Genomic DNA, 13,598 nt, shown 5'->3' on the forward strand with positions numbered 1-13,598 from the left:
CTCCGTCCCGGCTACATGGCCTCGAACAGGCCGGCCGCGCCCATGCCGGTGCCGATGCACATTGTGACCAGCCCGTACTTGCCGCCGGTGCGGCGCAGGCCGTGCGTGATCGTGGCGGTGCGGATCGCGCCGGTGGCGCCCAGCGGGTGACCCAGCGCAATGGCGCCGCCCAGCGGGTTGACCTTGGCGGGGTCCAGCTTGAGCTCGCGGATGACGGCCAGCGATTGGGCGGCAAAGGCCTCGTTCAGTTCGATCCAGTCCAGCGCGTCCTGCGTGATGCCTGCGCGTTCAAGCACCTTGGGGATGGCGGCGACGGGCCCGATGCCCATGATCTCGGGCGGCACGCCGGCGACGGCGAAGCTCACAAAGCGGGCCAGCGGGTTCAGGTTGAACTCGCGCAGGATGCGCTCGGACACCAGGATCACGGCGGCGGCGCCGTCGGACATCTGCGAGCTGTTGCCGGCGGTGACGCTGCCGCGCGTCGAGAACACGGGCTTCAGGCGCGCCAGCGCCTGAGCGCTGCTGTCGGGGCGCGGACCTTCATCGACCTCGACCAGGCGGCGCACGACCCGAACGGCGCCGCTGGCGCCATCCGGCAAGTGCGACACCACCTCGTAGGGCGTGGTCTCGGCGCGGAAATGGCCCGCGGCGATGGCGGCGCAGGCCTTCTGGTGCGAGGCCAGCGCAAAGGCATCCTGGTCCTCGCGCGATACCTTCCAGCGCTCGGCGACCTTTTCGCCCGTCAGGCCCATGCCGAAGGCCATGCCGATGTTCTCTTCGTGCGCGAAGATGGCGGGGTTCATCGACACCTTGTTGCCCATGATCTGCGGCATGGCGCTCATGGACTCGGTGCCCGCGCCGATCATGATGTCGGCTTCGCCCGTGCGGATGCGGGCGGCGGCGTCAGCCACCGCCTGCAGTCCGGATGCGCAGAAGCGGTTCACGGTGACGCCCGCCACGCTCTGCGGCAGGCCAGCCAGCAGCAGGCCGATGCGGGCCACGTTCATGCCCTGTTCGGCTTCCGGCATGGCGCAGCCGGCGATCACGTCGTCGATGCGTGCCGGGTCCAGGCCGGGCGTTTGCGCCAGCGCGCCGTTCAGCGCGGCGGCCAGCATGTCGTCGGGGCGGGTGGTGATGTAGGCGCCGTTGCGCTTGCCCACGGGCAGGCGCGTGGCGGCGACGATGTAGGCGTCTTGAATCTGCTTGGTCATTTTCATTTCCTCATATATCCACAACGAGGCGCCGAAGGCGCTGCGGGCGGCTAATTCCGCAGCGGCTTGCCGGTGTCCAGGGTGTGGCGGATGCGGGCCTGGGTTTCGGGTGTGCGCAGCAGCGCGACGAATTCCTTGCGTTCCACGGCCAGCAGCCATTCCTCGTCGACCTTGGTGCCGGTCTCGACCTCGCCGCCGCACAGCGCGACGGCCGCGCTGCGCGCCACGCGGTAGTCGTGGGCGCTGATCATGCCGCCTTCGCGCATGTTGACCAGCACCATCTCGAAGTTGGCGATGCCGTTGCGTCCCGCCACCGGCACGCCCTGCAGGCGCTGGGGCGGCGTATAGCCGGCCTGGGCCGCGGCGCGCGCCTGGCCGATGGCCACGTACAGCAGCTCGTCGGGGTGGAACAGCACGATGTCGTGTTCACGGGCGAAGCCGGCATCGATGGCTTCCAGGGCGCTCTTGGCCACCTGCGCCATGGCGATGGTCTGGAAGACGGGCTGCAGGTAAGGGAAGACCTCGCCCGGCGTGGCCGTCCTGGCCGCCAGGGCCGCGGCGCGGCCGGCGAATTCCTTGCTGCCGCCGCCCGCGGGGATCAGCCCCACGCCGGCTTCGACCAGGCCGATATAGCTTTCCAGCGCCAGCACCCGGTGCGAGGCGTGCATCAGGAACTCGCAGCCCCCGCCCAGCGCCATGCCCTGCACGGCCGCCACGGTGGGGATCTGCGCGTACTTGAAGGACTGGGAGGCGCGCTGGAATTTCTCGACCGTGGCTTCCAGCATGTCCCATTGGCCCGCGGCGCAGGCTTCGACCACCTGCTGCAGGTTGGCGCCCACCGCAAAGGGCGGCTCGTGCCAGATGACCAGCCCGTCGAACTCGCGCTCGGCCTTCGCCACGGCGGCAAGCACGCCGTCCAGCACTTCCGCGCCCAGCGTATGGTTCCTGGACGTGACGGACAGGATGGCGATGCCGGCATCCACATGAGGCAGATTCCACAGGCGCACGCCTTCGTTTTCCCAGACGGTGACGCCGCGATCGTCGGGCGCCTCGCCGAAGACGCGCTCGGGGAACAGTTGGCGGGCGTACACCGGCAGCGTGGAGCGCGGGCGCAGCGTGGCCGAGCGCGCCGAATACGAGCCTTCCGGCGCGTGCACGCCCTGGCGGGCGGGTTCCAGCGCCCAGGCGGGCAGGGGCGCGTCGCTCATGGCGCGGCCTGCGGCGATATCCTCGGCCACGGCGGCGGCAATGGCTTGCCAGCCGGCGGCCTGCCAGGTTTCGAAGGGACCTTGCGACCAGCCGAACCCCCAGCGCATGGCCAGGTCCAGGTCGCGCGCATTGTCGGCGACGTGCTCGAGCTGCACGGCGCTGTAGTGGAAGATGTCGCGGAACAGGCTCCACAGGAACTGGGCCTGCGGATGCTCGCTGGCGCGCAGCGCGGCGAAGCGCTTGGCGGGATTGCGTTCCTTGAGCAGCGCGGCGACCTCATCGGCCAGCTTGCCGGCGCTGGGCACATAGTCTTGCGCCTTCAGGTCCAGCACCAGGATGTCGCGGCCCTGCTTGCGGTAGACGCCGGCGCCGGTCTTCTGGCCCAGCGCGCCCTTGGCGATCAGCGCCGACAGCCATCCGGGCAGCGCGAAGTAGCGGTGCCACGGATCGTCGGGGAGGTGCTTTTCCATGGTGCCCACCACGTGGGCGAGTGTGTCCAGCCCGACCACGTCGGCGGTGCGGTAGGTTGCGCTCTTGGGACGACCGATCTTGGGGCCGGTCAGCGCGTCGACCTCGTCAAAGCCCAGTCCCAGGCGCGCGGTATGGTGCATGGCGGCCAGGATGGAGAACACGCCGATGCGGTTGGCGACGAAGTTCGGGGTGTCCAGCGCGCGGATCACGCCCTTGCCCAGCGTGGAGGTCAGCCACGTTTCCAGCTGGTCCAGCACGGACGCTTGCGTGTGGGACGTGGCGATGATTTCCACCAGCCGCATGTAGCGGGGCGGATTGAAGAAATGGATGCCGCAGAAGCGGTCGCGCAGCGCGGCGGGCAGCGCGTTGGCCAGCGCGTCGATGGACAGGCCGGACGTGTTGGAGGCGATGATGGCGTCGGGCGAAACGTGGGGCGCGATGCGTTCGTACAGCGCCGTCTTCCAGTCCATGCGCTCGGCGATGGCTTCGATGACCAGGTCGCAGCCACGCAGGCGCTCCAGGTCGTCATCGTAGTTCGCCGGCGTGATCAGCGCCATGCGGGACACGCCCGCCAGCGGGGCGGGTTCCAGTTTCTTCAGGCCGGCCAGCGCTTTCTTGACGGTGCCGTTGCGGTCGCCTTCGGGCGCGGCCAGGTCGAACAGCGTGACGGGCACGCCGGCATTGGCCAGGTGGGCGGCGATCTGCGCGCCCATGACGCCGGCACCCAGGACGGCGACGTGTTTGACGACGAACTTGCTCAAGGAAGTCTCCTGAAAAGGCGGGCGGGCGGCGCGCGGCCGTCCGCCCGTTCAAGGCTAGAAGCGGGAGGTCAGCTGCAGGCCCAGGATATGGGCGTTGCTGTCATAGGTGCCCGCCACGCGGCCCTTGGTCAATGCGCTGCCGGACGTGGTGTCGATGTCCGTCTTGCGCAGGTACAGATAGGTGTAGCCCAGATCGAGCGTGGTGTTCTTGGTGGCGGCCCATTGCACGCCCGTCGAGAACCAGTAGCGGTTGTTGTCGGGCAGGGACGTCGGGCGGTCGGAAGCCTTGTGCACCGGCGATTGGTCGTACGCCAGGCCGAACTTCCACTTCCAGTCGGGCGCGAACTTGTAGTTGGCGCCCAGGGCGACGCGCCAGGTGTCGCGGAAGTTCAGCGGCAGCTCGTCGTCGCGCGCGCCCGCGCCCGAGTTGCGGATCTTCAGTTCGGGGATGCTGCTCCAGCCGGTCCAGGAGACGTCGCCCAGCAACTCCCACTTTTCGTTGAGCTGATGCGCGGCGCTCAGGATCAGCGTGTCGGGCAGGTCGACCGACGCCTTGGCGTCGAACGACACCGATTGCCTGGCGGGGCCGATGTTGTCGATGTCGGTGTCGCCCGTGGCCGTGTGCTTGATCTTCGAGCGATAGGACAGGCCGATGCGGGTGTCTTCCGTCGGCTGCAGCATGAAGCCCACGTTCCAGCCCCAGGCGTCGCCCTTCAGGTTCAGGTCCGCGTCGCCGGTCGTGGCGACAGGCAGGCCGGCGATGGGCACCACGGTCTTCTTCTTGTAGTTGGCGTCGATGTGCTGCCAGTTCACGCCAAAGCCCATCGAGAACTTCTCGTTGACCTTGTAGGCGATCGAGGGGTTGACGTTGATGGTCTTGATCTCGAACTTGTTCGAGTGGTATTGGCCTACCCAGCCGTCGTCGTATTCGGTCATCAGGCCAAAGGGGGCGCCGACGCCCAGGCCGATGTACCACTGCTCGTTCAGCTGCCAGGAGGCATAGAGGTTGGGGACGACGCCCAGGTTGCCCGCGTCTCCGCCATTGCCGCCGGTGGGAACCGAGCCGTTCAGCCCCGAGCCGGGGATGCCGGGGATACTGGGATTGCGGCTATTGCCGTTGTCCGAAAACTTGAACGACGGCTTGATCAGGTTGACCCCGCCGGAAAAATTGACGCCAGGCAAATACGTCATGCCCGCTGGATTGAAATAGATGATGCTGGCGTTTTCCGGATTTGCCGCCGAGCCCGCGTACGCGTTGCCCAGGCCGCTGGCGTTCTGCTCCAAGAGCTGAAAGCCGGCGGCGTAAGACGTTGCGGATGCGCCCAGGCCGACCACGATGGCCGACAAGGTGCTCAGGGACAATGAACGTCTGCGCATGGTACTGCCTCCTCGAGTTGGATGTATGTCTCTCTTCCACTGCCGGTCTTGGTGCGCCGGTCTATTCGGCCTGAGCCGGTTTGCTGCCATGCTGCCATGTGCTGCTGTCTTGGTAATGCAGGGGCCCGCCCGTGAATGGCGCGAAACCCGTTCCAAAAATGACGCCCGCGTCGGCCAGGTCGGCATCGGCCACGATGCCGGCGTCCACGCGCTGGCGGGTGGCGTCGATGAGCGGCTGGATCAGGCGCTGCGCCAGGCCGGCGGGCGCGCTGGCGGCCTCGGCGCCGCGCTGCCTGACCGGCTTGCCGTCGCGCCACGTGTAAAAACCCTTGCCGCTTTTCTTGCCCAGCTCGCCGCGCGCCAGCCGTTGCGCCAGGCAGCGGGGTGGTTCGGCGCCGCCGGCCAGTTCCTCGCCCGCGGCGCGGGCAATGTCCAGGCCCACGGTATCGGCCAGCTCGAGCGGCCCCATCGGCATGCCGAAGGCCACCATGGCGGCGTCCACGGTTTCCGGCGCGACGCCTTCGTCGACGCTGCGCATGGCCTGCAGCATGTAGGGCGCCAGCACGGCGTTGACCAGGAAGCCGGGCGCGCTCTTGACGGGCAGCGCCAGCTTGTCGATCTGGCCGACAAAGGCGCAAGCGCGCGCCTGGGCGCCGTCGGCGTCGTCGTCGGCATGCACGACTTCAACCAGGGGCATCTTGGCCACCGGGTTGAAAAAGTGGATGCCAACCAGGCGTTCCGGGAGCGCCAGGCCCGCGCGCAGGGTCTCCAGCGACAGGCTGGAGGTATTAGTGGCGAGCAGGGCGTCCGCCTTCATGCGGGGTTCCAGCGACAGATAGAGCGCGCGCTTGGCCTCGGGCTGCTCGCTGATGGCTTCGATGACGATGTCGGCCAGCGGCACGCCGCCGGCGCCAGGGTCGGGGATCAGCCGGTCGAACGCGGCGCGCGCCAGACGAGGATCCTTCAAGCGGCGCGCGAAGAGTTCGGCGGCGCGCTTGATGGCGGGAGCGATGCGCGCCATGTCCTGGTCCTGCAGCGTGACCGTCATGCCCTTGAGCGCGCACCAGGCGGCGATATCGCCGCCCATCACGCCGGCTCCCACCACGTGCACGTGGCGCGCGGGCGCAATGCCGGTCTGCTTGCCGTTGGCCTTCAGGCGCTCTTGCAGGCGGAACACGCGCAGCAGGTTGCGGGCCGTGCCGGAGGCGATGATGCCGTCGATCAGTTCGGGCGCCTTCAATGCGTTGCCGCCGTGCTTTTCCCAGATCGTGACGATGGCGGGGGCGGCGGGGTAGTGGCCCAGGGGATCCTTGGCGGCGATCTGCTTGCGGGCGCGATTGGCCACGATGGATTTCAGCGGCCACAGGTTGGCCCAGCCGCCCGGGCCGCGCGCGCGCCGGGCAGGCTTGCGCGACAGCACGGTCTGGCGGGCGGCCGCCAGCAGCAGGCGGGGCGGCACGCGCGCGTCGGCCAGGCCCAACGCGGCCGCGCGGCGGGCGTCGGCTCCGCGGCCGGTCAGCATCATGTCCAGCGCGGCGGGCGCGCCTATCACCCGCGGCAGGCGCAGCATGCCGCCCCAGCCGGGGAAGATGCCCAGCATGACCTCGGGCAGCGCGAGCGATGTGCCGGGCTCGTCGGCCACCAGCCGGTAGCGGCAGGCAAGCGCCAGTTCCAGGCCGCCGCCCAGGCAATGGCCGCGAACCAGCGCCAGGGTGGGATAGCGCACGGCGGCCAGGCGGTTCATGAGATTCCAGCCGCGGGCCACCAGCGCGCGTCCCTGCTCGGGCGTGTCCAGGCTGGCGAACTCATTGACGTCGGCGCCGACGATGAAACCCGTGGCCTTGCCCGATTGGATGACCAGCCCCGTGGGTGGGGCGGCGTCCAGCGCGTCCAGCACCACGGCGAGTTCGGCCATGGTGTCGGCCGAGAGCGCGTTGACCGCGCTGCCCGCGCGGTCGAATGTCAGCCAGGCCAGGCCGTCGGGGTCGCGGTCCAGGCGCCAGTGGGAAAGCGTGTCCATTGTCGTCATGGGCGGTCCTCGTCCAGGGTTTCGACCAGCATCGCGCCGCCTTGGCCTCCGCCGATGCAGATGGCCGCCATGCCGCGCCGGGCGCCGCGGCGCTTGAGCGCGTCGAGCAGATGCAGCACGATGCGGGCGCCGGACGCGCCCACGGGATGGCCGATCGCGATGGCGCCTCCGTCGACGTTGAGCTTGCCGGGGTCCAGTTCGCCCCAGGCCGGCGTGCCGAAATTCTCCTGGCAATAGGCCTCGTCCCGCCACGCGGCCAGGCAGCCTAGCACCTGCGCGGCGAAGGCCTCGTTGATTTCCCACAAATCCAGGTCATTGAGACCCAGGCCGTGGCGCTGCAGGATGGGGGTGGCGGCATGCACGGGGCCCAGGCCCATCAGCGCGGGGTCCAGGCCGGCCCACTGGGTGTCGACGATGCGGCCCAGCGGGCGCAGGTTCCATTTGCGCACGGCCTCTTCGGAGGCCAGCACCAGCATGGCCGCGCCGTCGGTCACCTGCGAGCTGTTGCCCGCCGTGATGTTGCCCCAGGGCTTGTCGAACACGGGTTTGAGCTTGGCCAGCTTCTCGGGCGTGGAGTCGTCGCGCACGCCGTCATCCTCGGCGTGGAGCCTGCCTTGCGTGTCGATCAGTGGCGTGATCTCGGGCATGCCGGCCGCGCGCGCCGCCAGGGCGCGACGGTGGCTGCCGGCGGCATAGGCGTCCATCGCGGCGCGGTCGATGCCGAAGAGGGTGGCGATGTTCTCGGCGGTCTGTCCCATCGACAGGCCCACGACCGGGTCCGTCAGGCCTTTGAGCAGTCCGATGACGGGCGCCAGGTGCTTCAGCCTGAAGCCGCGCAGCGTGGCCAGTTTCGAGCCCAGGCCGCGCGCCGCGTACCAGCGCGACAGCCAGCGCACCATGTCGTCGGAGAACAACACTGGCGCCCGGGAGAGCGCGTCGGTGCCGCCCGCCAGCACCAGTTGCGAGCGGCCCGACTGGATGTTGGCGATGCCGGAGTCCAGCGCCTGCATGCCCGACGCGCAGTTGCGCATGACGGTCCAGCCGGGCACCTGGTTGCCGCAGCCCAGGCGCAAGGCGATGACGCGGCCGATGTTTACTTCGTCGGGCGATGGCGCGGCGCAGCCCACGATGACCTCGTCCAGGTCGGTGGGCGCGTAGGGCTGGCGCAGCAGCAGGCCGCGGCCTGCCTGCACGGCGAGGTCGCCGGCGGAGAAGGGGCCCGGGCCGGTGCGCGCCTTCAGGAAGGGCGTGCGCGAACCATCGACGACGTAAACCGGTTTGAATGCCATCCGTTCCCTCGCTCAGGCGACCTTGCGCTCGGCCGCGGGCTGCGCCGCGCCGGTGACGCCAAGGTCAAAGGGGAAATCATCCACTTTCACCACGGTATCGCGCAAGCGGTTGCGACGCTTCACGACCGCGTATTCCTCGGCGGTGATGCCGCCGATCGCCACCGCGGCGTCGGCGATGTCGCGCACGTTGGCCTGCGGATTGCCTTCCAGCGCGCCGCGCTTTTCAAGCTCGCGGATCTTGGCTTCGATGGGCTCGGCTTCCAGCGTCGCGGCCAGCGCCTGTTCGATCGCGCCCACGGGCTCGTCGGCGGTGTCGGGCAGATGGCAGCCGGCCGTCAGGCGATCGCGCGTCGCGCCGGGGTTGATGAGCAGCCGCGCCACGTCCTGGCCGAGCTGGTCCGACGGCAGAGTCTGGCTATGCCCCCAGGGGAAGATGATGCGGCGCAGGCTCCACGCGACAAAGCGGTTGGGATAGTTTTCCAGCACGCCGTCGAAGGCTTCCTGCGCCTTGAACAGCGCATCCTGGATGGACCAGTGCGCAAGCGGCGCGTCGGCGGCCTGGCGGCCTTCGTCTTCGAAGCGCTTGAGCGTTGCGCTGATCAGGTACATCTGCGACAGCACGTCGCCCAGGCGCGCCGAGAGGCGCTCGCGGCGCTTCAGGCTGCCGCCCAGCACCAGCATCGAGGTGTCGGCCAGCAGGGCGAAAGCCGCCGAGTAGCGGCTGAGCAGCTGGTAATAGCGCTTCATGGAGGGCGCCACGTCGGCGTTCACGCCGACAAAGCGTGCGCCGGTCAAAGCGGTGCCGAGCGCGCGCAGCTTGTTCTTCGCGACAAAGCCCACATGGCTCCAGAAGGCGCGGTCAAAGTCGGTCAGGCCCTGCTGGCGGTCGGGCGACTGCGCGGCCTGCATCTCGGCCAGCACATAAGGATGGCAGCGGATCGCGCCCTGGCCGAAGATGATCAGGCTGCGAGTCAGGATGTTGGCGCCTTCCACGGTGATGCCGATGGGAATCTGCTGGTAGGCGCGGCCCAGGAAGTTGGACGGCCCCAGGCAGATGCCCTTGCCGCCGATCACGTCCATGCCGTCGTTGACGACCTGGCGCGCGCGTTCGGTCACGTGGTACTTGACGATGGCCGACACCACGGAAGGCTTTTCGCCCAGGTCCACGGCGCCCGCCGTCATGCTGCGCGCGGCATCCATCATGTAGGTGTGGCCGCCGATGCGCGCCAGCGCCTCTTCCACGCCTTCGAATTTGCCGACCGGCATGCGGAACTGGCTGCGCACCCGCGCATAGCCGCCCACGGCGCGCGCCGTCAGCTTGGACATGCCGGTGTTGGACGAGGGCAGGGATATCGACCGGCCCGCGGCCAGGCATTCCATCAGCATGCGCCAGCCCTGGCCGGCCATGGCGGGCCCGCCGATGATGAAGTCCAGCGGCATGAAGACGTCGGCGCCGCGGGTGGGTCCGTTCATGAACATGGCGTTCAGCGGGAAGTGGCGGCGGCCGGTGTCCACGCCGGGGTGGTCGTGCGGCACCAGCGCGCAGGTGATGCCCAGGTCCTTCTTGCCGCCCAGGAGGCCGTCGGGGTCGTACAGGCGGAACGCCAGGCCCAGCAAGGTGCAGACCGGCGCCAGCGTGATGTAGCGCTTGTCCCAGGTGACCCGCATGCCGATCACCTCGCGGCCCTGCCATTCTCCCTTGCAGACGATGCCGCTGTCCGGAATGGCGGCCGCGTCGGAGCCGGCCCAGGGGCTGGTCAGCGCGAAAGCGGGGACTTCTTCGCCGCGCGCCAGGCGCGGCAGATAGTGGTTCTTCTGCTCTTCGGTGCCGTAGTGCAGCAGCAGCTCGGCGGGCCCCAGCGAGTTGGGCACCATGACCGAGACAGCCAGCGCCGACGAGCGGGTGGACAGCTTGGTCACGATTTCGGAATGGGCAAAGGCAGAGAAGGCCAGGCCGCCGTATTGCTTGGGAATGATCATGCCCAGGAAGCCTTCGGCTTTCAGATAGTTCCAGACCTCGGCGGGCAGGTCGTAGCGCTCTTGCGTGACGCTCCAGTCATTGACCATGCGGCAGGCGGCTTCCGCCTGGTTGTCCAGGAACCGCTGTTCCTCGTCGGTCAGGCGCGGGCGGGGGTAGGCCAGCAGGCGGCTCCAGTCGGGCTTGCCGCGGAACAGTTCGCCTTCCCACCAGACCGTGCCCGCTTCCAGCGCATCGCGCTCGGTGTCCGACATCTGCGGCAGCACCTTGCGGTACAGATTGAAGATCGGCGCGGACAGCAACGCCCGCCGGACGGGGCGCACGCCCAGCGCGACGGCGATCAGGAGCGCGATGACGACCAGCGCGAGGATGACTGCGTTCATTTCTTTGTCTCCATGAGTGTTCTGTTTGGCTGCCCGTCCGGAGAACCCGTCAGGTCCCCGGCAGGTGCGGCAGGGGAGCGCGCAGGCCGCCAAGCAGGAAGCTCATCAGGCGGGGCAGCAGCAGGTCCGGGTTATTGGGCTGTTCGGTTTCGTCGATGGTCATGCCCGTGACCGACCGCAGCAGGTCGGTGCCGATGATGGCGTACGACGTGGCGCCGAGCATGAACTGGAAGCGCCACATGATTTCGGCCTTGGGCACGTCGGGCAGCGCGGCGAACAGGGCGTTCCGATAGCGGTCGAGCACGTCGGCGTATTCCTCCGCGAACAGCGCGCGGATGAAATCGGAAGGATCCGTCATGGTGCGTTCCAGCAGCGGCAGGAAGGTGCTGCCGGCCTGGGCGGGGTCGGCGGCCAGGCGCAGCAGGGTGCCGAAGAAGGCATCCACGATCTGCGACGGTTTCAGGGGTTTGCCCCCGGCTTGCGCCTCCAGTTCGTCCAAAAGGCGCAGGCGTTCGCGGTTCAGCACTTCCAGGCGGCGTTTTAGCACCGCCTGCACGAGTGACTCTTTGGAGCCGAAGTGATAGTTCACCGATGCGAGGTTCACGCCGGCGACGCCGGTGATCTGACGCATGGAGGTGCCGTCGTGGCCTTGTTGCGCGAACAGGGCTTCGGCGGTGTCCAGGATGGTTTCCCGGGTGGTGGTCGATCTGATTTCTTGCATATGGTTGAATTCAAACGTTTGTTTAAAAACAATTATGCGTGAGGGATGGACGAGAAGCGAGCCTCGGCTATCCCCAATAGGGTTTACCACTACCAATCACACACCGATGCGACGGTGCCATCGCCGCGCGTCTCCTCTCGGCCGGACGGATGAAGCCAGCCCGGTCGGACGGATGAGTGGAATTCAAGGGAGGAGGGGGAGGCTGAGCCGTTCGTCCTCGGACGCCGGCCCTAGGATGAATGTGGTCTGGAAGGCGGGCCTAAAACCCCGCAGTATCAGCGCGAGGACATGAGTGCATTGCCCCGCGTGTGTGCTTGGCGAAGCCGTTCGCCGTCTCGGCGCGGCAGGCCAATCGCCCTGATACAGGAGCACGAGAAATGAAGACCTACAGAGTGGGACTGCTGGTTGACGGGTATGAGCAACCCGGCTGGATGCATGAGATGGTTGAGTGGCTCGTCCATAGCCAGGATTTCGAGCTCGCCGCATTGCTGGTGATGAGCGGGGAAGGGATGGACAAGGCGCCCCGGCTGGGTGTGAAGGCCCTGTTCGGCACGCTTTCGCGCCTGGAAGCCAGGCTGTTGCCTCAGAAACAGCGTGTCATGCTGGCCTGCGGCGACATGCGAGAGAGCCTGCCGCCCGACGGGGCAGCGGTGGTGCCGCTGGCGCCGGGCGGAGGCGATGCGCAGGAGCAGCGCGAGGTGGAGGCGCTGGGCCTGGACCTGGTGATTACCTTGGGCGCATCGCTGGCGACGCGCGCGCAGATGGCGAGTTGGGCGCGCCTGGGCGTATGGCAGCTGAGCTATTCGGATATTGCGGTGGCGACCAGCCGCTACGCGGGGTTCTGGGAGGTGTTCCAGCGCGAGGATCACACCACCGTGAAACTCTGGCGGGTCGGGGTGAACTCGGATGAGGATGAGCTGCTGGACCAGCGCAGTTTCAACACGGAAGTGTTCTGGTTGAAGAATCAGGCGCGCGCATTCAGTTTGGGGAATTTCATGGTCTACGACGCCTTGCAGGCGCTGGCCCGCGCCAGGCAGGGCGTTGCGCCGCCCGGCATGCAGATCATGAGCGGCCCGCGCCGCGCGGACCCCGCCGAGTGGGACAGCGCCGCATATATCGCACGCCAGGCCTGGTTAATGTCGGATTTGATTGTGCGACGCATCATGAAACGCAATGTGCGGTGGCGGATTGGTATGTTTCCCTCTGCCCGCCAGCAGGCTGTGGTTTCCGAAGCCATGGTATTGCAGCCGCCCAAGGGCAGATTTTTCGCCGATCCGTTTGTATATACCCACGATAAAAAGCCATATATATTTTTCGAGGATTACGACTTCACTTCCAGGAAGGGCACGATTTCGGTTGCGACCTACTCCGACGGGGCTTTCCGGCTGTTGGGCACGGCTCTCAACCTGCCGTATCACCTATCCTTTCCATATATATTCGAACACGATGGCGTGACCTACATGGTGCCGGAAACGTGTGGAAATCGCAGTATAGAGCTCTGGAAATGCACAGAATTTCCGCTTAAATGGGAGCTCGATGTAAATCTGATGACCAATATATCGGCGGTTGACACCATTATTTTCAAGCACGGGGAATACTGGTGGTTATTAACAAATATCGACCGCACCGACGGTCAAAGCCATTGCGACGAGCTGTTTGCATTTTTTTCTGATTCACCGCGCTCGACCGAATGGACGCCGCACGCCTGCAACCCCATCGTGCGCAACCCGATGCGCGCCCGCAACGCCGGAATCGTTGTGTCGCCCAGCGGAGACGTGATCCGCTGCGCCCAGTACCAAGGCTTCTGCCACTACGGCAAGGGCGTGTCGCTGAACCGGATCGAAGAGCTCTCGCCGTCGACTTACGTGGAAACGGACGGCGAAATTCACTACGCGAGCTTCCTGAGGAAACGCCATGCTTCAATGCACCATTGGCATCACCAGGGTGGACACACAGTATTTGACTTTGCCTATATGGAGTAAATCCGCCTGTTGGCGCAAAAATAAAAATGTTACCTATATTTCGAATACGGGGACTGCGTCCGGGCTTAATGTGTCCGAAGATACATATAGACAGCTTTCCCTTCAAATCCCGCAGTTTCCAGCCGCGTCCGGCGGATGTCCCGACGCGGCATTTTTTCGTCTGTAACAATGGCCGGCGCAGGCTTCA

The 13,598-nt window shown here is 67.0% G+C and carries 8 protein-coding genes; 1 reads left to right on the top strand and 7 read right to left on the bottom strand.

The annotated features are described in order from the left end of the window. Positions 1-11: 11 nt before the first annotated feature. The 7 genes from HLG70_RS01720 to HLG70_RS01750 all read right to left on the bottom strand — a co-directional run bounded on the left by HLG70_RS01720 (position 12) and on the right by HLG70_RS01750 (position 11,429). A complete protein-coding gene (locus HLG70_RS01720; RefSeq protein ID WP_171665591.1) occupies positions 12-1,211 on the bottom strand; it encodes an acetyl-CoA C-acyltransferase in 1,200 nt (399 codons plus the stop codon). A gap of 50 nt (positions 1,212-1,261) precedes the next feature. Continuing rightward, complete coding sequence (locus HLG70_RS01725) at positions 1,262-3,652, bottom strand: 3-hydroxyacyl-CoA dehydrogenase/enoyl-CoA hydratase family protein (protein WP_171665589.1); 2,391 nt, start codon at positions 3,650-3,652, stop codon at positions 1,262-1,264. Between the two features lie 54 nt (positions 3,653-3,706). Beyond that, entirely contained in the window at positions 3,707-5,029 is a 1,323-nt protein-coding gene (locus HLG70_RS01730; RefSeq protein WP_171665587.1) for an OmpP1/FadL family transporter, read from the bottom strand. Positions 5,030-5,090: 61 nt separating this feature from the next. After that, entirely contained in the window at positions 5,091-7,058 is a 1,968-nt protein-coding gene (locus tag HLG70_RS01735; protein WP_171665585.1) for a 3-hydroxyacyl-CoA dehydrogenase NAD-binding domain-containing protein, read from the bottom strand. Continuing rightward, positions 7,055-8,347: an acetyl-CoA C-acetyltransferase gene (locus HLG70_RS01740; RefSeq protein WP_171665583.1), complete on the bottom strand. Its 1,293-nt coding sequence runs from the start codon at positions 8,345-8,347 to the stop codon at positions 7,055-7,057. The genes HLG70_RS01735 and HLG70_RS01740 overlap by 4 nt, the downstream gene beginning before the upstream one ends. Before the next feature lie 12 nt (positions 8,348-8,359). Further along, positions 8,360-10,708 (bottom strand): acyl-CoA dehydrogenase, encoded by a 2,349-nt coding sequence (locus tag HLG70_RS01745; RefSeq protein ID WP_171665581.1) that lies wholly within the window; start codon positions 10,706-10,708, stop codon positions 8,360-8,362. A gap of 49 nt (positions 10,709-10,757) precedes the next feature. Next, positions 10,758-11,429 (bottom strand): TetR/AcrR family transcriptional regulator, encoded by a 672-nt coding sequence (locus tag HLG70_RS01750; RefSeq protein ID WP_171665579.1) that lies wholly within the window; start codon positions 11,427-11,429, stop codon positions 10,758-10,760. A 377-nt stretch (positions 11,430-11,806) separates the two neighbouring features. On the opposite strand from HLG70_RS01750, the gene HLG70_RS01755 reads away from it, so the two are divergent. Further along, on the top strand, positions 11,807-13,411 hold the full coding sequence (locus tag HLG70_RS01755; protein ID WP_171665577.1) for a glucosamine inositolphosphorylceramide transferase family protein: 1,605 nt from the start codon (positions 11,807-11,809) through the stop codon (positions 13,409-13,411). Positions 13,412-13,598 lie beyond the last annotated feature (187 nt).

The sequence above is a fragment of the Achromobacter deleyi genome (assembly GCF_013116765.2).
GTDB lineage: Bacteria > Pseudomonadota > Gammaproteobacteria > Burkholderiales > Burkholderiaceae_B > Achromobacter > Achromobacter deleyi_A.